Below are 22,223 nucleotides of genomic sequence, written 5' to 3'. Positions count from 1 at the left end.
TCGTGCGTGATGAACAGGACAGAGGGGCGCAGTTCCTCCCAGAGCTGCAGCAGCTCGTTCTGCATGATGGCCTTGGTCTGCACGTCGAGGGCGCCGAACGGCTCATCCATCAAGAGGATCCGCGGGTTGTTGATCAGCGCCGCCGCCATGGCGACGCGCTTGCGCATGCCACCGGACAACTGGTGAGGATAGCGGTCCTCGAAGCCTGCCAGGCCTACGCGGCGCAGCCAGTCCCTTGCGAGCAAGGTGGCTTCCTTCTTGGGGGTTCCGAGCAGGACCGGGCCGATCAGGACGTTTCCGAGAACGGTCTTCCACGGGAACAGCGCGTCCGCTTGGAACATGTAGCTGACGCCGTTGGTGATGCCGTCAACGAGCTGGTCGTGGACTTTCACCGAGCCGGCGCTTGGCCGTTCCAGGCCGGAAACCTGAGCGAGGGTGGTCGACTTGCCGCAGCCCGTCGGTCCGACGATCGCGCAGAACTGGCCGGGTTCGACCCTCAGCGTCACATCGCGGATGGCGGTGAATGTCTCGTTCTTGGGAGTGAGGTAACGCTTGGTCAACCCGACGATGTCGATGCCCGCGGCGTCCTCAGCCCTCTCGGGGGCCCCGGGCGGCCGGTTGGGGTGGATAGCATTCATAACGCTAAGACCTCTCTGTCTTACGGATCCCTTCCTTGGGAGTCCGACGAATTCGTGATGTGGATCACTGAAACTATGTAAAGCTTAGGAAGGGATCATCCGGGCCAGAAGTCTTCAGTAAGTTGTGCGCCTTAGCCGCAAAAGTGCACGTTTTGTGCGTTTTCTGCCGTCGCTTCAACTACCGGGAAAATGAACGCACCGTTGCGGACAAGGACAGGAGAGCAGACGTTGATTAGGACATTGGTGGTCGACGACGATTTCCGGGTCGCCGGAATCCACGCTGCCCGCGTGGCCAGGGTTGACGGTTTCGAATGCGTCGGTCAGGTCTACAGCGCCGCGGCCGCGCGGGAGGCAATCGAGCGCCTCAACCCGGACTTGCTCTTGCTGGATGTACACCTTCCGGACGAGGACGGGATCTCGATGCTGCGGTCCCTGCAGGCGACCGGAACCGACGTCGATTGCATCGTGATCACCGCGGCCCAGGACCTGGCCACCGTCAAATCAGCGATGACCAGCGGCGCGGTCTACTACATGGTCAAGCCCTTCAGCTTTGACCGGCTCCGCACACAGTTGGAGGCGTACCGGAACTGGCGGCAGGAGCTGGATTCCGCTTCGACTGCCGACCAGGTAACCATTGACAACCTTTACAACGCGCGCTCGGCCGGGGTCAGGCCCGCGGCCCCCGCGCCGCGCCTGCAGCCCACCATGCAGAAAGCGTTCGACGCCGTCCGCGCTGCCGGGGGTCCCATCAGCGCCGCTGAAATCGCCGGGCAGCTCGGCGTCAGCCGCCCGACGGCGCAGCGTTACCTCAGCGTCCTGGAGAAAAAAGGCCTTCTCGTCCTGGATCTCACGTACGGCACCACCGGCCGCCCGCTCAACTCTTACACCGTGAGTTGAGCGGACGGCCGGCTACCTCTTGACTACTCGGCTGCCGGTTCGCCCTGCTTGACGAGGGCAGCCTCGAGGTTGATCTTCACCTTGTCGCTCACCAGGAAACCGCCGGTCTCCAAAGCTGCGTTCCACGTCAGTCCGAAGTCCTTTCGGCTGATCTCGGTTTCAGCGGAGAACCCGGCGCGGGTCGCGCCGAAAGGATCAACCGCGACTCCGGTGAACTCCACTTCCAGCTCCACCGGCTTGGTGATCCCCCGGATGGTGAGGTCGCCCGTGAGAGTGTAGTCCTCGCCGTCGCCCTCTACGCTCGTGGCCCGGAAGGTCATCTCCGGGAACTTCTCGACGTCGAAGAAGTCGGCGCCGCGGACGTGGCCGTCACGGTTGGCATCGCCGGAGTCGAAGCTCGCGGTCTTGACGGTTGCGTGAAGGGACGCGTCAGCCAGGGACTCGCGCACGCGGGCCTCGGCACTCGCATCCGTGAAGCGGCCGCGGACCTTGCTGATGCCGGCGTGCCGGACGCTGAAGCCGATCTCGCTGTGGGACATGTCCAGCAACCAGGTGCCTGAAGTCAAACCTGTGGGAAGAGTCATTATTTGGATCTCCTGTTTCGAAAGAATTCGCTTGGATCGATCCCTTCCACCCTTGTGGAGCCCGAACTTGAAGTCAAGGTTTCCGGCGCGGCCCACAGGGACTTGACTGGCGAGGACCGTCGGCAGAGAGTGTCACATGTGAGGCGTGATGCCGTTCGGGAGTATCTGGCGAGTGCCCTGTGGGCGATGCCGACCTGCGCCGTCGTCGTCGCGATCATCGCGGGCGCCGGCCTCTCCGCGGTACAGCTCGACGCTACGTCACCTTTCGCCGTCCTCCTCTTCCAAGGGACATCCGACGACGCGCGGAACCTGCTCATCGGGATCGCGAGCACCATGGTGACGGTAATCGCCGTCGTGCTCGGCCTCACCGTCGTGGCACTGCAGCTCGCGTCGACGCAGTTCAGCCCACGGCTGCTGCGGAACTTCCTGCGCGATATCCCCAACCAGGTAACCCTCAGCGCTTTCGTCGCCACGTTCGCCTACAGCACGGCGGGCCTCTACACGGTCGGCATCGCCGCCGGACAGCGCACCCAGGACTACCCGCGCCTCGCCGTGAGCGGGGCACTCCTGCTCTTGTTCGTGAGCATGGTCATGCTCGTTTTCTTCGCCCACCATCTGTCCCACTCGATCCAGGTGGACCAAGTCATGAAGGGCGTCGAGAAGGCCACCCTTAAGGTGATCGAGCGGTCCTTCGTCCCCGGTGATCCCGGAATCCGCATGCCAAACCCGCCGCCCGGCGCCACCGCTTTGCTGGTGCCGCAGTCGGGATATGTCCAAGCCTTCCATGTCGAGGCGTTCGTCGGGGTGCTCGCGAGCCGGGACCTCACTGCCCGGATGGTGCCCATGATCGGCCGACACGTCGTCGCGGGTTCCCCGCTCGCCTGGGTATGGGAGACCACCGGCGAGCGCGTGCGTCCTCTCGCGCCCGACGGCGGTACTGAACTGCGCCGGGCGCTCGCCCAGAGCGTGCGGATCGGTTACGAACGGACCCTTGAGCAGGACGTCGCCTTCGGGATCCGGCAACTCGCCGACGTCGCGTCCAAAGCGCTCTCGCCTGCGATCAACGACCCCTACACTGCGAACCAGGCGGTGGACCATCTCGCCTCGATCCTTGCCGCCCTCTCGCTCCGGCAGCACGGGCCGCGGGCGGTGGCGGACGCGCAAGGCACCATAAGGCTGCACGTACCGGCCCGCGATTTCGCCTATCTCGTGGATCTGGCCCTCGGACAGGTGCGGCGGTACGGCGCGAACGAGCCTCGCGTCGTCAAGGCCCTGTTGCGCGTGTGCCGTGATCTCGTGTGGTTCGGCGACGCGGCCCACCACGCCGTCGTGCGGCAATACATCGAGACCCTCATGAGCGACGTGACCCGGCTCGTGGCCCAGCCGGCCGATCGCGAACCCCTCCTCGCGGAGGGCGCGGCGCTGCTCGAAGCCTTCGACGACGCCGACGGCGGGAGCGACGCCGGCAGCTAGCTCGGTGCGGGCGTCAATCGATTTCTGCTTCCGCGGCTACATTGCGGATGCCGCGGGGGCGTCCTGCTTTGGTCCAGAGCCGGTAGAGGAGGCCTGCGATGGCGAGGGCGGCGGCTAGGCTGACGATGGGGAAGCCGCGGGAGAGATTGGCAACGAGGGTGAAGGCCACAGCGAGGGCCCCGACAGTGCTGAGGATGAGGACTCCCGGCTGGCGTTCCTTGCGGGCCAAGAGCGCCATGGAGACCAGGCCGCCGAGGAAGCTGAGGAGGACTGCGACGGCGTAGAACAGGACAAGCTCCTGGTCGTTGCCGCCGGCGATGGCTGTCACGGCACCGGCCAGGACGATGAACACCGCCACGCCCCAATAGGGAGTGTGGTGGTGGTTGGTGTGGCCCAGGGAGAGCGGAAGGACGCCGACGGTCTCACCGTGGGGGTTGATGTGGCGCGCCAAGGCTTTGAGCAGGCCCGGTCCCGCCTGGAAACCCGAGGAAGCCGCTGAGAGCAGCAGCAGGGCAGTGACGAGCTGGAAGGCGGCGAACACGGGCGCCGGAGCAGCGAGGCGGGCAAGTTCGGCGATCTGCGTGCTGTCTTTCGGCGGAATGCCGACGTGCAGCTGCGCGGCCTCCAAGGCGAGGCCCAGCGTGATGGTGCCGACGATGGCGAGAGTCAGCCAGAGAGTGAGCTGCCCGAAACGTCGCTTCCCGTCACTGTCGAGCTGCCCGAGCTGGGCAACCGCCGAGGTCGCCGCTTCCACACCGGTGGCCATGGCCATGGCGACCGGGAACGCAAGCACCACGGCAAGGACCGGTGGATGGCCGGAAACGCTGGCGATCGCGCTGACCGGTTTAGGTGCTGCGCCCAAGCCGTAGAGAAGGACGACAACGGAAACGACGATAAAGGCCATTGTCATCGCCGCGAAGACCAACCTGCCAAGGTGACCGAACCAGGTCGCGGCGCCGACAAGGACCACCAAGCCCAGCCCGAGCAGTAAACGCCGGGGAGCAAGGGCGGGAAAATAGGCGATCACCGCCGAGGACCCCGCCGAGACGCTGATCGCGATAGTGAGCAGGAAATCCACCACCAGCGCACCAATGGGGATGAAGGACCAGCCATCTCCGAAGGCCTCACCCACCGCGGCCGGCGCCCCACCGCCTCTCGGGTAGCGCGCGACGAGTTGTCGGTAGTTCACGATGACCAAGGCGACGATGGCCACCACCAAGATCATCGCCGGGACCAGCAAGGCCAAATCGCCGTTCAGGGCGCGCAGAGCCGCTTCGATGGCGTACGCGACGGAGGAGACAGGGTCGGCCATGACCGCGAAGGCAAACGCCAATAGCAGTGCGGTACGGGAACGCAGACCTCTTCCCGGTCCACCTCCGGGGGACGTTCCGCTCGGAATCTTCACGGGGATCTCCGGTTCCATGACAGCCTTATCGAGCTGCCGACCAGACTTCCCGGCTCACCTCCGAATGCCTCCCGCCCGCAGCTAGGAGCGCGGGCGGGAGACGCTATTGCGGAATCGCGCCGATCTGCTGCATGAGGCTGAGGGTGTCAGTGGATCCCCAGTGCTCAGCAACCTTGCCGTCCTCGACGCGGATGATGTCGGTCCCGCCGAATTCGACGCTATTGCCTGATGCCGGAACGCCCGCCATGTCACCGCGGTGCGTACCCGTCATCACCACGTGGCACGCCTCCAAGTGTCCGTCAGTCAGCCACGGCTCTATCGTCTTGACCTTGATGTCCGGGAATGCCGTCCGGATGGCGGAGACGAAGAACCGGACGCCTTCCTTCCCAGGCGGTTGCCCGGGGAGAGCCTCTTCGTGGTCCACCAGGTTGTCCGTCGCCAGCTCATCAATCAGATCGAGATTTCCACCCTCGATGATTTCTTTGTAAAAACGCCCGATCAGTCCAGTACCATCAGTCATTTCCGGTTCCTTTTATGAATGAGACCGTCCCATTTCCCCCGCACTTACATCCCGACGCCGGGCACCATCCCCGGCGCAACGGCGATGGCCACCGCGATCAGGGCCAGCGCGACGGCGACCAATCGGTTGGCGATCCGCTTCCACGGAAGCATCTTCTCCAAGGCAATGAACGCCCCCACCACAGCCATCCAGCCGACGCTCATCACGCCGAGCGCGAAGAGTGCCACCATCAGCGCCCAGCAGCAGGCAACGCACCACGCGCCGTGCTCGAGTCCGAGGCGCAGCGCGCCAAGGCGTCCATAGCGGATGCGGCGCAGGATGAAGTCCATCGGCGTCCGGCATTTCATCAAGGAGACGTTCTTCGCCGGGGTGAGCTGGTAGACGGCCGCTACAAATATCACTCCGGCTGCCAAGTAGCGACCGCCCGGATCGGAGGAAAACAATCCGGGGATGAGGGACGCGACCATCGCGTAGAGCGCGTACGCGGCGAGGCCGAAGATCGTCCAAGAGATCAGGTAGCCGGCCACGAATACAGCCGTGGAACCTGCCGGGGCATACCGTCCCGTCTCCCGACGGTGGTGGGTGATCCTGGCGTAAGCAACCACCATGGGCGCCACCGACGGAAACATCATCGCCGCGAGCATCACCACCCAGGTGGTGATGAAGAAGCCGAGCGGCCCCGGATCTGTCCAACGCCCCATGTCCATCCCGGACGTTTGCACGGCAGAAACGATCCAGCTCACGGCCGCGAGGATCAGCAATACAGCAACCAGACCGGCCTCGCGTGGATCCAAGTTGAAGGCTGTGGCGCGCGGGGTAGCGCCCGCCACAGCTCCCCGAATTGACTTTCTGCGAGGCAGGTTCCCGGCCGTCATACCCGGCCCTTGGGGGCGCCTTCAGCCATTTCGCTTGCGTAGACGAATTCCCCGCTCTCGCCGTAGATCCCGTCGAAGTCCAGGCCGAAGAGATCCGAGTGCCCCGGCGCCTTTCCGATCATGTAGTCGGCAGCGAACGCGTACATCGCGTTCTTGACGGTGGTGACGCCGCCACCCGGTCCGGGCAGTGTTTCCAGTGTGTAGTTCACACTGTCTCCCACCGAGGCGGACGGGCTATCTCCATCCGAGAACGTGACGCTGGCCCTCTGAACGCCCAGCCATTCGCCGTACAGGGCCGCTAGGTCCCCAAACGGTCCGCCGACCTCGCCGTGCAGGATGCTTTCAAGGGCGGTCGCCTGCCCGTCCGAAGCGCCTTCGTCAACGACGACGCCGATCTTCCAGCCGCCCGCGGTCAGGTTCGACGGGAAGAAATTGACGAAGGCGAAGTCGACACCCGAAAGGTCGGTGTCATCGAGCTTCCCGTTCGCAACATGGAACACTGCCACGCCGCGGCACTCGCCGTTGGCACTGTTGGGCCTGCCGTCCACCGGACACGGACAGATCAAAGCGCAACTGCAATTGGCAACATATTTTCCGGACATTTCCCAAGACATTGAGGACTCCCCTCGCTAGTTCATTCGACTAGCGGAGCTCCCCCAGAGGCAGCGCCGAAACCATGCAAGACGAGACCACGAACCTCGTAAGGCCGAGAGTATTCCCGCAAAATGGGGGTGTCAACAAGCTCTGCTAAACCAAAGGGTGGGCCTCTCGAAGAAGCACTTCAGGGCGACTGGCTGTTCAATAAAGCCGCAGGTCAGGGGCGGTAAGTCATCGACGATACACCGGGTCAGTTCCCCGTGGCCGGGACCACTGACCCGGTTTCGAGGCGGACCGGGCAGCCGAGCCGCGCTTCGTAGGCGGCAGCCAAGGCACTGCTGTCTGCGCCCTCTGAAACCGTAACCACCACATGGGATCCATCATTGTCCATCCCTACGACCCGGACTCTTGCATCTTCTGTCAAAAGGGTTCCCGCCCGGTCCATGACAGTTCCCGGGACGCACGCTGCTGAACGGATCGAGATGTCAACCCCGGGGAGTTGGTCGCGCAAGAGTGCGATGCGGTGGTTCTCCGGGCCGTGCCACATGATGACGAGCTTCCCCTGCTCAAGGGCGACTGACCCGAACTTGGGGTCGCCGCTCAACTCTTTGGTGATGAGGCTTGCCGCTGACGACAGCGCCCCGTCTTGCGGTGCCGCTTCGGTAATCCGGACCGGATCGGTAACTCTTACCGGGCCGGCATAATGTTGGACGCCTCCGTCGCAGGCAGTCAACGCGGCTCCGGAGATCAGCATCAGCAGGGCGCCGGCAGTACTTCTCAAACGCACAACGACCCCCACCTACAGGGCCCTCACGAACGATCGAACAAGGAGATCACCGGGACTGTAATTCTCTGCCCACGATGCGAAACTTTCATTGACCGCCAGCATGTACAGGCTGGCGCGGAAGGTACCTTCGTAAGTGCCGTTAAGTCCCAATGAAATAAGAGGATAGAAGTCCTTGTGCTCATCAAAGCTGGCAAAGATTCCTTCCAGCAACGCCTGGCGGTCCGGACTAAGGAACCACTCCGACGGCGCATCAGGCTTCGACTCTGCGTATCTTGGGTCCGCTTCCTCCCACGAGTCGAGCCATTGCGCAGGCACTTCGACCCTCATCCCGCTTAGAACGCCGCGGATGGTATGCCAGGAACCCTCTAGGTTGCCAAGCACCGATTCACCAGTTTCAAGGCCCGTGACCCTGATTCTGACTGTTGTTGTGTCCATTTGAGCTTGCTCGTGCAGACCGATACGCGGTTCATCAGGGTGCATTCTCGGCCGTACATGAGCATGTCCGTCGGCTCCCGTGAACAGGCGACCGCGCGCTTCGACCAAGCTTCCGTCTCGGACAGGAAGTAACAACTGGCGTCTGCTTGGTGCGCTATTTCTATCCATAGGATGTACTGACCTCTCAGCGGAATTGCCCGGCCCCGGTATTGAGGGAGAGCGGAATTTCTAGGTTCTGGCCGGGCGTCCTTCCAATCGGAGTTGGGAGAGTACTGCTGCCGCGAGTGGCGAGGTGCGTCTCCTTAGCGCGAAGAACGTCCCTATAGTTGCGATTGAAATAAGCAGCAACGACTCACGAAGAAGTATGCCCAGGGGTGCGAGCATGATCGTGCCGTTCCGCAGCATGTGCTCACCCAGATCCGTTCCATGGATCAGCAGAACGAGCGCGGCGGTGGCTACGAAGATCCGGGTGCGCGTCCGTCCCAGGAACCAAAGCACGATAAAGGCCGGTATTAGATATACCCAGTGATGCACCCAACTCACAGGTGAGACAAGATTGGCAGTCATTCCGACGGTCAGAACCGCCGCCAGCGTTTGTCCCGCACGGAAGACCGCCGCAGCAGCCAACAAGCCGAGAATGGCCACAACGATAACGATGACCTTGGAGGGCGAGACCGCCCAATGCCCTATCGCTCCGGCCGCCCCCTGTATGGAGTTGTTGCCTGCGCTGGCGAACTGGGTACCGAGATCAACCTTTGAGCTGAGCTGCCAAAGGTTTGAGAACCAATAAGTGAATGACATGGCGGGAAACATGATCCCGCCAATAATGACCGTCCCGGCAAATCCGACAATGGCGGAGACCGCCATTTGCCATTGTCTTGTCATCAAGAGATATGGAATGAAGATGGCCGGGGTCAGCTTGATACCGGCAGCGATCCCGATCAACACCCCTTTCGGAACGAACCGGGACCACCTTCCATTGGTGTGACGAACGAAATCCGCGAGACAGAGTCCGGCGAGGAACAAGTTGATCTGACCCCACACCAAGTGCTGGGCGATGACGGTGGTACAACAGCCCAGCAAAAGAAGCGCGAGCCATATCGTCCGGCGCCTAGGCAAAGACTGCGGCAGGCAAGCACCAATGATGAACGCCAACGTTGCTAGGCAGCCCGTGGTCCACAGCACGAAGGACATCTGGGCAGCAAAAAGGCTCGTGACAGACAGGAGCGCAGCTGCGAACGGCGTGTAGACGAAAGGCAGACCCGCGGACGGCAGAAGTTCCCCAAAAATGTTGCGGGCATAAATGTCTTCCCCGAGCCAAGACGCTACGGAAGCGTACCGATAAACCAAGAAGTCCACCGGAGGGTAGACGCCGATATTGAGCTGATACAGGCTGGCAAAGACGATCCCGAGCACCGGGACAATTGTCATCACTGGCCACATCCGAACAGCGCTGCTCAAGGTGTCGGCTAATTCTAAATAGCGCCCTTGTGGAAGCGCCCGTACCGGCGAAGGAACAGGTATATGCCTACGAACGTCACCAGGCCAAGACCGGGCCCGGCCCGGAAAGCAACGGGCGTACCGTGGATGAGAACCGCGGCGCCCCCGAAAACCGCAGCGACGACTCCAGCTCCAGGATTGGCAGTAGCCAGTTTCCCCTGGATTTCGCGGCCCAGTTGGCGGTAGTGAATGGCTTGCAGGACAGCAAAGAGCATGAAGGCCGCGACCATGATCAAAGACCAAGGCGGGTCTGTCATCGACACTACGCTGACAGTTACCCCGAACAAGGCTGAAAGTGCGAACCAGTAATTCCGTACGGATGAATCAGTCCCGGTGTTCATCAGCATCCCCTGTTGAAATCAATAACGGACCCGGCGATCGCCATCGCTGCCGAGCATCCCAATGCGGCCATGGGGCCGAAGAAGCCCATCGCGACGCAGACGGCCGCGTTTGACGACGCCCCGACGACGCAGATGCTTCACAACGAAAGTATGCAGACCAGATAAAATAGTCAAGACATTTTAATAACAGGTCGGAAGACTTTAATCTTAAGGTAAAACCAAAATTAATTGATGCATTCGTGCAGGCTTCGAAACTACTCAATTCCGACTTTGGCACCACTCAATTTGAGGTTTGCGCATACTCAATTTCGAGTATGCACCACTCAATAGGAGCAAAACACTTGACATTGGCAGATAGGGAGTGCACTCATGCTCCCAGCTGAATTACGTCCGAGCATCTGCAGCCGGGCGTCCAGTCACCCGCCGTTTGTTTGGGAGTTTCGAGCGTGCTCATAAAGGGACTGGCGCGTGGTGGTTCCGGTCTTGGCAAGGGCTCTGGAGATGTGGTTTTCCACGGTCCGGGGGCTGATCCCCAGGAGGGCAGCGATTTCGGGGTGCGTTGGCTGCCCGCCAGGATGGCGATTTCCCTCTCCCGAGGAGTCAGACCCTGGGAATGCCCTCCCGTGTCGAGGGTCAGTTCTACCCCTTCTGGCGGGAAGCGGTTTTCGAAAGTTGAGATGATCTGACGAAAGGTCTTGGCCAACCCCCGGTGGCGTTTGAGGAGGTGACCCTTCGCCACGCCTTTCAGGAGCCTCGTGATTGCGGGAAGGTCGGAGTCGGCTTCGTATTGGTCCAACAAGATTTTTAGCAGTTGGTGGTCGCGGTCACGAATGGCACCGGCGATGGCGAGGAACTGGGCATGGGTGCTCACGCCGTTTTCCTGCAGTAGCCGTTGCGTGGTCTCCAGGATCTTGTGCCCGGGATAGAGGGACAACATGAACAATGAGGCATACACGGCTTCGGTGATGTAACCGCGGTCCAGTTGTTGTTCCAGAAGGTCCGCAGCCTTTTCGTCAAAGTCGGCTGGATCGGCGTATTTCCGGGTAACGAGCTCATAGACTGCTTTCCCGGTTCCAGGCAGGGGGCCGATGTCCGCGACGTTTTTGCGTGCCTGTATCCCGAAGGAGGCGGCATTCTGGCCGTGGCCGGCCAGTGCGCGAAGGCCGGCGATTCTGAGCATCGCGTCGTGGAGAAAGCTCACGAGGAAGCCGGGCCAGCCGAGCGCGAAGACGCCAGTCATTACACAGTCAGCTTCCTTGCTGAGCCCTTGTTGTGTCATGGCCAGTACCGCAACGTAGCTGCTCGCGACGAAGCCGAACTGATCAAGGCGGCGCCGCGCCGCGGCACGTTGACTGAGGGAGAAGATCACTGCTTCTTCGCCGTGGCCGGCAATATGGAGCGCGAGTCCGCGGACGAAGGGTTCCATGCCTGCGGCAAGGCCGAAGCCGTCTGCTGAATCAAGGGCCCGGAGGGCAGCCTGGGCGTCGAAGCGGTAGAGCTCCAAAATGCCCCGGATGACTGGCAGAACGCCGCTCTCGGGGTGGCGGCTGCGGAGCCTGTCCAGAATTTCGTCGAGGTTCACAGGCATTCGGTCAAAGGACGCCTCGAGGTAGAGCGCGAACGCTTGGGCTTCTGCCTTCCAATCGGGGTGAGCTTGGCCGATCGCCTGGAGGATGCCCGTCGCGGCAGATGCGTCCCCGCCGCTGACGATGGCCCACAGCGCCCGGGTCATGGCGAAGAAGAAGTGATCGCCAGAGTCAGCTCCTACCGCCTCAGTTTCGCTGAAGACTTGTTCGATGCGTGAGGGATCGATCGGACCGCCCCAGTAGAACTTGAGGAACGCTGCTGCGTTGGACATGGTCTTTTCGGACTCCCAGACGCTGAATTGTGATTCCTCCAGTTCCCGGAGCTGTTCTTGGAAGTGCTGCGTCGCAGCTGTGCCGCCGCGGGCTTCACTCCGCAGGTCTCTGATCAGTTCGGCCAGAAGCTCAGGCGAGGAACTCTTTATGGGCCGGTCATGGGAATCGATCTTCCGGCTCGTCCGATCCGCCAGCACCCTGAGGGAGGATCGCACCTGAGGGTCACGGAAATGGTCGACAACAATGTGGGGACTGACGCTTACCCATATGGCTCCACCGCTGTCTTCGGTGAGCGCAACCAGCCCCCGCATTTCGAGCCTGTCCAGGATATCTGCCTCAACTATTTGCATGAGGGACCCTATCGGCCGGGCTCCCACCACGGACAGGGTGTGCAAAGCCGTCCGCTCATCGGCGCTTAGTCCGTGAAGGAGTTCCTGGACGGTGCTCTGGAGATATTCGTTCCAGAGTGTGTGCCCACCCATGCTCCACTGTCCGTCATGGAGGACCAGCTGCTTGCTCAGCTCCGCGCTTTGGGCGATCCTGACCACCAGTCGCGGGTTGCCTCCAGATTTCATGAGAACGGCGGTGGTCAAATCCACGTCCGGCGGCGACCCGAGCGTGTGGGCCAGGAGTTTATTGACTTGATCGTAGTGAAGAGGACTGAGTCGAATCGTTGCCTCCGGCCATCGGGCAGGCGTGAATACGGAGGCCCCTGAGTCCAGTGGGGCATCGTCCATCGTCACCACCAGCGGCCGTTCGGTCCGCCTCTGAACAATGTCAATGACTGCCGCTGATTCCTTGTCGAGATCATCGATATCATCAACAACTATTGCCCGGGGGCCTCGCTGCGCCAACTGTTCGGCGAGCACGTTCGCGACTCCTAGCGGCCCATTCTCTTGTCCGCGCCCTTCCAGTCCGAGTGCGCCAATCCCTGCGAACGGGGTCTCATTCAGGAGCCGCGAACCCGAGATGCTGTAGACCGTAAACCCGGCCTTTTCGAGGCCGGCATCGATCGACTGCAGGACCGTTGATTTTCCGCTTCCGGGGCCGCCGACAATCCGAACACTGATACCGCGAGCCACGTAGTCGAGTGCCCGTCGGACTTCCTCTTCGAACACTTCCCAACTCCTAACGCAGGCACCCCAGCTTTGAAATGTGAGCCTAGTGGCCTTCCAAATCTGAGGAGAGCGCCCCAGAGCCCTAGCCTGACAATCTATCCAACGCTACGGGCGAAAATGATCACTGAGTGTGCATTGCACTGAAATTGAGTGGGCATCGCACTGAAAATGAGTAGTCGAGGTGCGTCGGAGTAGGTATAGGGGTTTGTCGACCCGCAGCGGGGTTTCGGAGCCGCGCGATGGGACCTAAGCCACCATCCCCGGCTTCCGCCAAGCCAGGGCCAACACGAACACCACAGCGCTCAGCCCCAGCATCACCAACACCATGAGCCCCCAGTTCGTCTGGTTGACCCCGGGCCCGTACAGCACACCAATGAGAACTGTCGCCGTGATGGCCCCGAGGTATCTGCACGTCTGAAAAATCCCGGCGGCCACTCCCCTGTCCTCAGGCCGCGCGGACACATACAAACCTTGGTTGGACGCCGTGCTGACCACGCCATACGGAACACCCATCAACGCCGTGAGTATGAGCACCAGCGGCGGCCAGAAGGACAACGTCAGCGCCCCGAGCGCGCCGGAAGCCAGGGCCAAAAGCACGACGCCGGCGATCATCACGGACCGCACGCCGAACCGCTCAATGAACCGCACCGTCACCGGCGTCATGAAAACCGACATGGCAGCCAGGGGCAGCATCAGCAGGCCGACCACGCCGGCGTCGTACTTTCCAGCCTGCTGCAGCAACTGCGGAAGGCCGAAGAAGGCAAAATAGTAGACCGCGCTGAACACTGCGAAACCCAAGTACAACAGCAGCAACGGCCGGTTCCGGCCGAGCAGCCGCAAGTCCAGGAACGGCGGACTGAACCGGAACTCGCGCCATGCGAACAATCCCGCCAGGACCACAGCGACGGCGATGAACCACCAGCGGTAGGCCGGCATCACGTTGAGCAGCGCCATCATCGCCAGCGTCAGTGATGCGATGAACCCCAGGATGCCCGGAATGTCGGAATCGCGCAGGAGGGCCGAGAGCTTGCCGCTTTCGCGTCCGACGTCGGGCGGCGCCACCTGCCGCACCACGATCAGGGCCAGAAGCGAGATCGGCACGTTGATCGCGAACAGCGCCTGCCAGCCGACCAAGCTCACCAGAAGGCCGCCGACGACGGGCCCCACCGCAGCGGCCGAGGTGTTCGCCATCTGGATCCGGCCCAGGGGTCGGGTGGAGCTGATGTTCGCCTGCCGGCTAAGCGTCGAGACCATCACGACGGCGCACGGGTACGCCGTCGCGGTCCCCACCGCCATGAGAGCTCGAGCCACGCAGACCAATGCGAAGTTCGGCGAGAACGGCGCCAAAAGGCAGGAAATGGCGACCACCGCCATACCGAAGGTGAACAACCTCCGCGGACCGAAGCGGTCTGCGAGCCGGCCCATGAGCGGCTGGCCAGCGGCCGAGGCGAGGTAGAAGGACGTGATCACCCAGGTGACCGTGGCGACGTCGAGCGCAAAGTCCTGGCGCAGAACCACGAGCGCGACCGCGATCATCGATGAGTTCAACGGATTCAGCGCCGTCCCGAGACTCAGTGCAGCGATCGCTAGGCCGGGGCGGGGTTTGTTGGTCACGTCCCTAAGTCTGGTCCATCGTTGCCTGAGGTCACGAAACGACGCGTCACGAACCTCGGCTGGGTGCCGTCAGGGCCGCCGCGTTAGTGTCCCCCGCCGAACGCCGCCGGAAGGAAAATGAGAAGGAAGGCCAAAAGGCCCAATACCGAAGCGATGGTGTCGATCCACCCAAGGACCTTCCCCAGGGTTGCCGAGTGGTGCAGGGCCTCGGCCTTCCTTGCATTGGCAATCGCCAGGGGCCCGAAAACAATGCCCAGGAAAAAGAAACCGATGACCCCAAAGATTATCGACTTTTCCTTGAACTTGCTCCCCTGAAAGTGCTCGAGGGAGTTGTTCTGCTGGACGTTCGGGTAGTTCGGGTACTGATACGGCTGGTTATAGTTTGGCTGAGACATTTTGAGACCTTTCGACTGCTTTGTCGCTGCGAATAACAATTTCGGGAGTCGCCCGTCAACCTCAGTTATCGGCCATGCCGTTCGTCCCCCGGATCGAAATTACTTAGCTACAGCTCCCGACGGGGCAAACTAGGTCAATCTTGGGGAAATCTTGCAGTGGAGCAGCGCTAGACCAGCCTGGGAACCTCGGCTGGGTGCCGTCAGTTCTGCGCTATCGACAGCACCGGCTTCCGCTTACCGCTGGCGTCTGTAGTCAGCGTCGGGACCGGGGGCTTCGGCGGGGCCACTACCGGAGCAGGTGGCGGGAGTGGTGGCGGTGCCGGCGGAATGCAGGAGTAGTTGTAATCGAAGTCAGTGGTGAATTGGGTGAGTGCAACCACGCCGCCTGCCGTCAGGGGCGGGGCCGAGCAGAGTTCCGCTGCCGACTCCGGAGACGTTGCTCCGGCAAGCCAGCTCTTGAGCCCGTTCAGGTTGCTGTCGGGATGAAGCTGACCGGCGATTACTCCGAACTGGTACGAGGTTGAATAGATGCCAACCTCCGCGCCAATGCTTTGCAGGTAGACGGCCATGCCTTCAATATCCGCGGCGTTGGCCACGGTGTCCCAGGACCACGCGTTCCCGATCTCCACGTCCAGCCACCACATGTGCTTGGCGGGGTCGGGTACCCCGTAATGATTAACGTCGTCGAACGCGATGGCGTAACCGTAGAGGTAGGCGCACGCCGGCGAAGCCGTCCCGTCGCAGCTCCCATACGGGTTTGGCCGGCTCATGCCCACGTCCGCATCGGATGCCGGCCACCACCCGCCGTACTCCGCGGGATTGGCGGTGTTGACGTACAAGGCAGCCGCCGCTTGGCTTGTCCCGCCCGCCGAGCCGCTGGCCCAGCCCAGCTGCTCGGCGAAACAGGGATTCGCGGTGCCCGGACGGCCGTCGTTCACGCCGACAATCCCAAACGCCTGGCCCACAGGAAGTCCGCCACCACATTGGGGCCAGGAAATGTCGCTGCCCAAGACAATGCCCGAAGCATCCATCGGTGCGGCATTTGCGGCGGATAATGGTGTGGCTGTCCAAGCAAGCAAAAGGCAAGCGACGGCCATGAGTTTTGCAGTTTTCATGATGTGCGTCCTTGGCATGGTTCAGGGCCCTGCCGGGGTTGGTACTGCCGCACATTGCATCCCAAAAGCAATGGCAGTGAGCCATCTTCGGCTCACTACGGATCCTACGGACGGGCTTCTGGGCAGCCTTGAGTGATCTCTACTGGACTTGGTTAACGAATTTGCGAGTGTTGCCCGGGTTGCACCCGGAGGACGCACGACGGCGGGCAGCGTGGCGGGGGAACGACGGCGGGCATCGGCACTCACAGATCGCATCCGCCCAGCACCTAATGTGGCACCAAACACCACGCAATTTGACCGCCAGGCCACTCAATTCGAGAAGTTCTGCCACCTAAGGCCAAAAATCCACCCTAGGTGCGCACCTATCAATCGGCAACATTCGAACAGTGTCCAACCCATTTTGGATGCACGAACACGTGCCGGCCTTGGATTGAATTTCAGTTGCACGGAAACAACACCGCTACGCACACTAAGGGCATATGAACCGAGGGAGTCAGACGAACGGAGGTAGATGCAAATTGATAGCACGTACCGTCATCTTTGCTTTGTTAGGGACGATATTTCTCGTATTCTTCTTTCCCTACATTCTTGCCATTCTTGCGCCGCTTGCCGTGCCTAGTGGCTTGGAAACGTTGCTGCTGGTAGCGCTACTCTGGACTGCTTTCTGGGCTGTCGGCCGGTTCCGCTCGAAACGCGCAGAACGACGCAGCGCTAGCGCGGAGTAGTTTGCGTTGAGACTGTGGGTCCGGGTTGGTAAAGAGGTACTAACCCGGCCCCACAGGTTGAACCCGTCAGGAAGCGATAAGTCCGTCAGCGACTACCGCGAGCATCGATGCTGCTGCATCGGCCGGAAGTTCGCTGTTATCTACCACTGCAGCCACGCCGCCGACGAGCCGGCTGATCTGCATTGCATCGATGCCGGGGCGCAAGGCCGAGTCCAACGCTTCGATCACGCGCTGGTTGGCGCCCAGGTAGGTCTGGCACTTTGCCGCAAATGGTGAACCCGGGTCGCCCAGTGCGGCGGTAATCCGCGCGGCGGCGCCCTTGTGTTCTGTCAGCATCGACGCATAGTCGGTCAGCCAAGTCAGCAGGCGCTCGCGCGCGGAGGCGTCGAGGGTAAGGGCGTGGTCGACGGCGGTGTTAACCTTCTCTGCCCACGCTTCGAGGACCGCGTCGTACAGAGACTCCTTGGTCGGGAAGTGCCGATAGAGCGTACCGGGTCCCACCTCGGCCGCCTTGGCGACTTCGTCCATCGAAACGGCTTCGTAGCCTTTGACCCGGAAGAGCGCACGTGCAACCTCCACAATCCGATCGCGGTTGCGTTGAGCGTCAGCGCGCACAGAAACACCTTTCAATACACCATTGCAAAACGGAGAGTGTCTCCGTATAGTTCTAAGCGGAGTAACTCTCCTCTTAGTGTACGTCAGCCCCTTCGGCTAGAACAGGACACCTCCCATGACACCCACAATCGCCACTCGCGCACCCGCCGGGATCACCCGTATAAGCGGAAATCCGCGCGGCCGCGCCGGCAGCATTGGCCTCTGGCTGGTCATGCTGGCCCAACTCATGCTTGTCCTCGACGCGACCGTCGTGAACGTCGCGCTCCCCCATATCGCCACCGACCTCCACTTCGACCGGGCCGAGCTCAGCTGGGTCCTGAACGGCTACGCCGTCGCCTTCGGCGGCCTCCTGCTGCTCGGTGGACGGATCGGAGATGTCGTTGGCCGTCGTCGCACCTTCCTGGTGGGCGTCGCAGCGTTCACGCTCTTCTCTCTGCTTGGCGGCCTGGCCACTTCGCCCCTCCTCCTCGTTATCGCACGCGCACTCCAGGGCCTCGGCGCCGCATTCGCCGCCCCGAGCGTGCTCGCGCTGATCACCACCAGCGCAAAGGACGACGGCGCGCGGAACCGGGCGCTCGCCCTGTTCTCCGCCATTGCCTCCATGGGTGGCGCGCTCGGGCTCATCCTCGGCGGACTGCTCACCGACACCACCAGCTGGCGGTGGACCCTCTTCATCAACGTGCCGATCGGCGTCGTGGTGCTCATTGCGGTGCCGCGCCTCGTCGCGGAAACTCCCCGGAGGCCCGGGCGCTTCGACATCCTCGGAGCGGTGACGGCGACGGGCGGCGCCGTCGCGATCGTGTGGGGCCTCATTCAAGCGGGCGACGTCGGGTGGTCCAGCCCGCGGACGATCGGCGGCCTGGTTGTCGGGGCAGCGTTGATCGCTGTCCTCGCCGTCACCGAGCGGAGGGTGGCCCACCCGCTGCTGCGACCGCAACTGCTGCGCAGCCCGAGCCGAGTGGCGGCGCTGGCAGCGATGGCGGCCACCTACGGCGGGATGCTTGCGATGTTCTTCCTCATGGTCCAGTACCTCGAAGACGATCTGCACCTCACGCCAATGGTGACCGGGCTGGCCTTCCTGCCGATGCCGCTGAGCATCTTCGCGATGTCGCGGATCGTCCCGCGCCTACTCGAGCGCTTCGGGGCCGTCCGGCTGGTCATCTTCGGCACCGCCCTTCGCGTCGTCGCCTTCTTGCCGCTGACGCAACTGAACACGGACACCCCGTTCGCCCTTGTTTTGCTTGCACTTCTGGGCACTGGAATCTCGGCGGGCATGACGTTCATGCCGCTCACGACGCTCGCGCTGCGCAATGTCGAACCGGAGCACGCAGGGTCCGCGTCGGGACTCTTCCAGACAATGCAGCAACTGGGCGGCGCCGTCGGCCTGGCCATTGTGGCTTCGATCTACGCGGCGTTCGCCATTCCCGGCGACTTCCTGACCGGGGGACGGGCCGGGTTCTGGTCGGCAACCGTCCTTTCCGCACTCGCGCTGGCAGCCGTCCTGGGGTTGGTCTTCAAACCCCGGAAAGCCGTATAAGGACTGCGCTCACAGGCCGCCTAAGCCCTTGGCATAGGCGGCCTGCCCCACGTGCTGAAGGCAATCGGCAATAGTGCTGACCAACCGCACGCCGAGAGTGACGGGCGGGTCCCAGCGGGTGTCGACGATGCGATCAAGGTCCTCGTCCCCGAGAGTTTTCAGGAACGCAACCGTCTGCCGGTGGACGGCGTCGTAGTATTCGAGCAACAGCTCCGGCGGGGCCTGAACCGCATCGACTTTATCGCTCGAGTGGCCGTAGCCGGTGTCGCGTTCGGGCAGCGGCAGCTTGAAGCGGCCAGCATAGTCCTGCGAAGTCCACACCTGTTCGACGCCGGCGGCGGAGGCGACTTGGACGTCCTCCACCCGGCTGAGGTGCCAGATCAACCACGCAATCGAGTTTCCGGTGCTGGCGGGCCGACGGACCAGAGAGCCGTCGTCGAGCCCTTCAAGGGTGGCGGCCACGGTGTCACGGATCCGGCCAAAGGCATCCTGCAGCAGTTCGTTGGATTTCATCGCGTCCCTTCACTAAGCGTTGTCGACGGGCTCCATGCTTCCATGGTCTCCCAGTGCTCGCTATCGCCTCCGGTTACTCGCACACGCACCTGCGCCCGCTTACGCACCGAGCACGGGAGGTCCGTGCCCGCATAAGTCACGGAGGAGACGTTGACGAGGCCCGGATCTCAAATCCGGATGCGCACCGGGTCAGAGACGGTCCGCGCGTCGTTGCAAGTAGCGGCGTTCCGGTGAGCTCAGCGTCGCGAGTGCCGCCGCCCTGTAAGCCTCCCGGGCGCCCCGAAAATCTCCCGACAACTCCAGGAGATGGGCTCGCACCGAGGTCAGGCGATAGTGACCGGCCATGATCGGGTCTTTCTCGAGACGGTCGAGCAGCCTGAGCGCCGCTTCGGGGCCGTCGACCATCGCCAGTGCGACGGCCCGGTTCAGTGTCACCATCGGATTGGACACCATGTGATCGAGCAGGCTGTAGAGCTGGAGGATCTCCTCCCAATCGGTTGTCGCCGTCGAGGATGAATCGGCATGGATAGCCGCGATCGCCGCTTGAATCAAGTAAGGGCCTGCCGTAGACCTCTTCAATGCCGGGACCAGCAACTCCGTGGCCTCCGTGATGGCCTGCCTGTTCCAGAGCGAGCGATCCTGCTCATCAAGGGGGACCAAGTCGCCGTCGGGCGTGGTTCGCGCGGGTCGTCTTGCGTCCGTCAGAAGCATCAGGCAGAGCATTCCGATGCTTTCGCCGTCGTCCGGCTGCAGTCGCACGAGTTGCCGCGTGAGCCGGACCGCCTCGGCCGAGAGATCCACCCGTATCAATTCGTTACCGGCAGTCGCGGTGTATCCCTCGTTGAACATCAAATAGAGAACCCGCTTCACTGCATCGGAACGCTTCTGCCGCTGGGTGGGAGAGAGCCGTCCGAACGCTGCGCCGGCCGCTTTGATGGTTTGCTTCGCCCGGCTGATGCGTTGAACCATGGTCGATTCCGGAACCAGGTAGGCACTGGCTATCTCGGCGGTGGTCAGGCCACCTACCGCACGCAGGGTCAACGCGATTTGTGATGAAGGGGTCAGCGCGTCGTGACAACACAGGAACAACAGGTCCAAAGTGTCGTCTTCGCTTTCTGCCGCCTCGTTGCCCCCTTCGACTGCCGCGGGATCGTCCCTGGCGTAGTCATCGTCCCTGGTCCGACGCGCAGCCTCGCTCCGGATCAGGTCGATAAGTCGGTTGGAGGCAACCGTGTACAACCAAGCGGCGGGGTTGGCGGGAACGCCCTGTTCCGGCCATATGGTCACGGCTTTGATCAGGGCGTCCTGTACCGCGTCCTCGGCGGTGTCGAATTGGCGATATCGGCGAATCAACCGCCCGAGAACCTGCGGCGCAAGCTCGCGCAGCAGGCCCTCCACCGGGGTTGGCGGCATGCTCAGAAATCGGCCGCCTTCGAGAACATGATCGGCCGGACCTCAATAGCCAGGCCGTCGATCTTCGCGTCGGGGATCAACTTGGCCAGCTCAAGTGCGCGCTCCTTTGAGTCGACATCGACAAGGTAGAACCCACCCAGAAACTCCTTTGCTTCCAGGAAAGGGCCGTCGTGGATTTGCGGTACCCCGCCCGAGCTGCGAACAACGCTGCTTTTCGAAGGGTCACCGAGCGCCTGGGTCAGAATGAACTCGCCGGATGCCGTGATCTCATCAATGAAGGCACCGTGGCCTTTCCCAATCTCCTCGCTCTGGCTGGCAGACAGCGACGCCAATACATCAGGATCGACCTGCATCATCAGGAGGTACTTCATGGTTTCCTCGTTTCATTAGTCGCTCATTCATCGTGCCGGAGAGACACGATCACCACAGAGACGTAACGGAGAGCCAGACTTCGACACCACCCTACAGATTCTTTCTGTCTCACCTGGCGAACCGCAGGCATAAACTACAAGCAGAACGTCTCTTCCGACGCCGGGGAGCTCATCATCATGGACACTGAATTCGCCGATGTCATCGGTCATGATGTCACCACGATCACTTGCCTGTGCGGAAACACCGTCAGCAAAGAGGGATTGATTCAGGCCAACTCTCAAGGCGTCCCGGTGTACAGCGGAACAACCGAACCGGTCCCCGCTGGGCTGGCTCCGTGGCCTGACGATGAGGACCTCTACACTTTGTGTCCGGCATGCGGCCGGGTTTACCACGACACCGTCATTGAAGAGACGGGAACCGCACCCGTTGCCTTCCAGATCGACGTCACCGGCCCGGTCGCTGAGGCGATCCGGGTTCATTGGGACCTCAACACCTGATTTTTGAGACCTGTTTTCCTTGTTTCGCTTTTCGCGACGTCGATTGGCAGCGCGGGGGCCTTTAATGTCAGACCCCCGTGACAGGGTTTATTCATGGAAGGCATCGGTCAACTCGTGGCACGTCGGGCAGCCCCGCCCGAGAACGGGATCGCGGCGCTGGGACGTCTGTCCCGCCGCCTGAAGCCCGTCCCTGCCTGGCATGCCGGGCAGCAAAACCCGGCCACCGTGCCGTCGCGGGCCACCGTGCCGTCGCGGGCCGCGCTGTCGCCCGCACCTGACCTTGATCAGGCGGTGGCGGCGATGGATGCGCTGCGCTCAACCGCTCTCGCCGACGCCCGCCAGTTCGCTTTCCCCGAAGCCGCTGATTTCGCCGGCACGGTCGAGGAGATCTCCCGGAC

Annotated in this window: 23 protein-coding genes and 1 pseudogene; 6 read left to right on the top strand and 18 right to left on the bottom strand. The window is 62.3% G+C overall.

Annotation, left to right across the window (positions count from 1 at the left end):
• Nucleotides 1-638 (bottom strand): ABC transporter ATP-binding protein (locus AB4074_RS22720; protein WP_441415413.1); only part of this gene is annotated, 638 nt, incomplete at its 3' end.
• Nucleotides 639-866: 228 nt separating this feature from the next.
• Here AB4074_RS22720 and AB4074_RS22715 point away from each other — a divergent pair.
• Nucleotides 867-1,535 (top strand): response regulator, encoded by a 669-nt coding sequence (locus AB4074_RS22715; protein ID WP_441415412.1) that lies wholly within the window; start codon nt 867-869, stop codon nt 1,533-1,535.
• A 23-nt stretch (nt 1,536-1,558) separates the two neighbouring features.
• Here AB4074_RS22715 and AB4074_RS22710 read toward each other — a convergent pair whose 3' ends face one another.
• Entirely contained in the window at nt 1,559-2,119 is a 561-nt protein-coding gene (locus tag AB4074_RS22710; RefSeq protein ID WP_441415411.1) for a YceI family protein, read from the bottom strand.
• A gap of 138 nt (nt 2,120-2,257) precedes the next feature.
• Here AB4074_RS22710 and AB4074_RS22705 point away from each other — a divergent pair, with 138 nt between their 5' ends.
• Nucleotides 2,258-3,592, top strand: coding sequence for a DUF2254 domain-containing protein (locus tag AB4074_RS22705; RefSeq protein ID WP_441415410.1), 1,335 nt, complete (start codon nt 2,258-2,260; stop codon nt 3,590-3,592).
• A 13-nt stretch (nt 3,593-3,605) separates the two neighbouring features.
• On the opposite strand, the gene AB4074_RS22700 is transcribed toward AB4074_RS22705, so the two are convergent.
• The 8 genes from AB4074_RS22700 to AB4074_RS22665 form a co-directional block, all read right to left on the bottom strand.
• Nucleotides 3,606-5,015 carry an amino acid permease gene (locus tag AB4074_RS22700; RefSeq protein WP_441415409.1) on the bottom strand — a complete coding sequence of 470 codons (1,410 nt, stop codon included), beginning with the start codon at nt 5,013-5,015 and terminating at the stop codon, nt 3,606-3,608.
• Nucleotides 5,016-5,100: 85 nt separating this feature from the next.
• Nucleotides 5,101-5,517, bottom strand: coding sequence for an ester cyclase (locus tag AB4074_RS22695; RefSeq protein ID WP_441415408.1), 417 nt, complete (start codon nt 5,515-5,517; stop codon nt 5,101-5,103).
• Between the two features lie 44 nt (nt 5,518-5,561).
• Nucleotides 5,562-6,347: a DUF2182 domain-containing protein gene (locus tag AB4074_RS22690; RefSeq protein ID WP_441415407.1), complete on the bottom strand. Its 786-nt coding sequence runs from the start codon at nt 6,345-6,347 to the stop codon at nt 5,562-5,564.
• A 41-nt stretch (nt 6,348-6,388) separates the two neighbouring features.
• Complete coding sequence (locus AB4074_RS22685; protein WP_441415414.1) at nt 6,389-6,994, bottom strand: DUF1326 domain-containing protein; 606 nt, start codon at nt 6,992-6,994, stop codon at nt 6,389-6,391.
• A 245-nt stretch (nt 6,995-7,239) separates the two neighbouring features.
• A complete protein-coding gene (locus AB4074_RS22680; protein WP_441415406.1) occupies nt 7,240-7,776 on the bottom strand; it encodes a hypothetical protein in 537 nt (178 codons plus the stop codon).
• A 12-nt stretch (nt 7,777-7,788) separates the two neighbouring features.
• On the bottom strand, nt 7,789-8,211 hold the full coding sequence (locus AB4074_RS22675; RefSeq protein ID WP_441415405.1) for a hypothetical protein: 423 nt from the start codon (nt 8,209-8,211) through the stop codon (nt 7,789-7,791).
• Nucleotides 8,212-8,439: 228 nt separating this feature from the next.
• Nucleotides 8,440-9,627 (bottom strand): glycosyltransferase 87 family protein, encoded by a 1,188-nt coding sequence (locus AB4074_RS22670; protein WP_441415404.1) that lies wholly within the window; start codon nt 9,625-9,627, stop codon nt 8,440-8,442.
• A 59-nt stretch (nt 9,628-9,686) separates the two neighbouring features.
• The gene (locus tag AB4074_RS22665; protein ID WP_441415403.1) at nt 9,687-9,968 is read right to left on the bottom strand and encodes a hypothetical protein; all 282 of its coding nucleotides are present in this window, start codon (nt 9,966-9,968) and stop codon (nt 9,687-9,689) included.
• A 96-nt stretch (nt 9,969-10,064) separates the two neighbouring features.
• On the opposite strand from AB4074_RS22665, the gene AB4074_RS22660 reads away from it, so the two are divergent.
• Nucleotides 10,065-10,217 (top strand): hypothetical protein, encoded by a 153-nt coding sequence (locus tag AB4074_RS22660; protein WP_441415402.1) that lies wholly within the window; start codon nt 10,065-10,067, stop codon nt 10,215-10,217.
• Nucleotides 10,218-10,419: 202 nt separating this feature from the next.
• Here the strand turns inward: AB4074_RS22660 and AB4074_RS22655 are convergent, their stop codons facing one another.
• The 5 genes from AB4074_RS22655 to AB4074_RS22635 form a co-directional block, all read right to left on the bottom strand.
• A complete protein-coding gene (locus tag AB4074_RS22655; RefSeq protein ID WP_441415401.1) occupies nt 10,420-13,029 on the bottom strand; it encodes an AAA family ATPase in 2,610 nt (869 codons plus the stop codon).
• 246 nt (nt 13,030-13,275) lie between these two features.
• On the bottom strand, nt 13,276-14,643 hold the full coding sequence (locus tag AB4074_RS22650) for an MFS transporter (RefSeq protein WP_441415400.1): 1,368 nt from the start codon (nt 14,641-14,643) through the stop codon (nt 13,276-13,278).
• A gap of 83 nt (nt 14,644-14,726) precedes the next feature.
• Nucleotides 14,727-15,038 (bottom strand): hypothetical protein, encoded by a 312-nt coding sequence (locus tag AB4074_RS22645; RefSeq protein ID WP_437772719.1) that lies wholly within the window; start codon nt 15,036-15,038, stop codon nt 14,727-14,729.
• 200 nt (nt 15,039-15,238) lie between these two features.
• Nucleotides 15,239-16,153, bottom strand: a complete 915-nt coding sequence (locus AB4074_RS22640) for a hypothetical protein (RefSeq protein ID WP_441415399.1) — start codon at nt 16,151-16,153, stop codon at nt 15,239-15,241.
• 791 nt (nt 16,154-16,944) lie between these two features.
• Nucleotides 16,945-17,493 (bottom strand): TetR/AcrR family transcriptional regulator, encoded by a 549-nt coding sequence (locus AB4074_RS22635; RefSeq protein WP_441415398.1) that lies wholly within the window; start codon nt 17,491-17,493, stop codon nt 16,945-16,947.
• A 115-nt stretch (nt 17,494-17,608) separates the two neighbouring features.
• On the opposite strand from AB4074_RS22635, the gene AB4074_RS22630 reads away from it, so the two are divergent.
• Nucleotides 17,609-19,030, top strand: a complete 1,422-nt coding sequence (locus tag AB4074_RS22630; RefSeq protein ID WP_441415397.1) for an MFS transporter — start codon at nt 17,609-17,611, stop codon at nt 19,028-19,030.
• Nucleotides 19,031-19,039: 9 nt separating this feature from the next.
• Here AB4074_RS22630 and AB4074_RS22625 read toward each other — a convergent pair whose 3' ends face one another.
• The 3 genes from AB4074_RS22625 to AB4074_RS22615 form a co-directional block, all read right to left on the bottom strand.
• On the bottom strand, nt 19,040-19,543 hold the full coding sequence (locus AB4074_RS22625; RefSeq protein ID WP_437772715.1) for a mycothiol transferase: 504 nt from the start codon (nt 19,541-19,543) through the stop codon (nt 19,040-19,042).
• A gap of 189 nt (nt 19,544-19,732) precedes the next feature.
• Nucleotides 19,733-20,956: an RNA polymerase sigma factor gene (locus tag AB4074_RS22620; protein ID WP_441415396.1), complete on the bottom strand. Its 1,224-nt coding sequence runs from the start codon at nt 20,954-20,956 to the stop codon at nt 19,733-19,735.
• Between the two features lie 2 nt (nt 20,957-20,958).
• Nucleotides 20,959-21,327: a YciI family protein gene (locus AB4074_RS22615; RefSeq protein WP_441415395.1), complete on the bottom strand. Its 369-nt coding sequence runs from the start codon at nt 21,325-21,327 to the stop codon at nt 20,959-20,961.
• Between the two features lie 177 nt (nt 21,328-21,504).
• On the opposite strand from AB4074_RS22615, the gene AB4074_RS22610 reads away from it, so the two are divergent.
• Together AB4074_RS22610 and AB4074_RS22605 are read left to right on the top strand one after the other, a co-directional pair.
• Nucleotides 21,505-21,825, top strand: coding sequence for a hypothetical protein (locus tag AB4074_RS22610; RefSeq protein ID WP_441415394.1), 321 nt, complete (start codon nt 21,505-21,507; stop codon nt 21,823-21,825).
• Nucleotides 21,826-21,918: 93 nt separating this feature from the next.
• Nucleotides 21,919-22,223, top strand: a pseudogene (locus AB4074_RS22605) (hypothetical protein); the annotation flags it as partial.

The organism is Arthrobacter sp. 2MCAF14 (assembly GCF_052115645.1).
Lineage (GTDB): Bacteria > Actinomycetota > Actinomycetes > Actinomycetales > Micrococcaceae > Arthrobacter.
This window is presented reverse-complemented; position numbering and strand designations above follow the sequence as displayed.

Bases quoted from the DNA above. Each gene is read 5' to 3' on its own strand.
- AB4074_RS22710 (WP_441415411.1), bottom strand. From the start codon at position 2,119: ATGACTCTTCCCACAGGTTTGACTTCAGGCACCTGGTTGCTGGACATG.
- AB4074_RS22700 (WP_441415409.1), bottom strand. From the start codon at position 5,015: ATGGAACCGGAGATCCCCGTGAAGATTCCGAGCGGAACGTCCCCCGGA.
- AB4074_RS22695 (WP_441415408.1), bottom strand. From the start codon at position 5,517: ATGACTGATGGTACTGGACTGATCGGGCGTTTTTACAAAGAAATCATC.
- AB4074_RS22685 (WP_441415414.1), bottom strand. From the start codon at position 6,994: ATGTCCGGAAAATATGTTGCCAATTGCAGTTGCGCTTTGATCTGTCCG.
- AB4074_RS22675 (WP_441415405.1), bottom strand. From the start codon at position 8,211: ATGGACACAACAACAGTCAGAATCAGGGTCACGGGCCTTGAAACTGGT.
- AB4074_RS22665 (WP_441415403.1), bottom strand. From the start codon at position 9,968: ATGACAGACCCGCCTTGGTCTTTGATCATGGTCGCGGCCTTCATGCTC.
- AB4074_RS22645 (WP_437772719.1), bottom strand. From the start codon at position 15,038: ATGTCTCAGCCAAACTATAACCAGCCGTATCAGTACCCGAACTACCCG.
- AB4074_RS22640 (WP_441415399.1), bottom strand. From the start codon at position 16,153: ATGAAAACTGCAAAACTCATGGCCGTCGCTTGCCTTTTGCTTGCTTGG.
- AB4074_RS22630 (WP_441415397.1), top strand. From the start codon at position 17,609: ATGACACCCACAATCGCCACTCGCGCACCCGCCGGGATCACCCGTATA.
- AB4074_RS22625 (WP_437772715.1), bottom strand. From the start codon at position 19,543: ATGAAATCCAACGAACTGCTGCAGGATGCCTTTGGCCGGATCCGTGAC.
- AB4074_RS22620 (WP_441415396.1), bottom strand. From the start codon at position 20,956: ATGCCGCCAACCCCGGTGGAGGGCCTGCTGCGCGAGCTTGCGCCGCAG.
- AB4074_RS22615 (WP_441415395.1), bottom strand. From the start codon at position 21,327: ATGAAGTACCTCCTGATGATGCAGGTCGATCCTGATGTATTGGCGTCG.
- AB4074_RS22610 (WP_441415394.1), top strand. From the start codon at position 21,505: ATGGACACTGAATTCGCCGATGTCATCGGTCATGATGTCACCACGATC.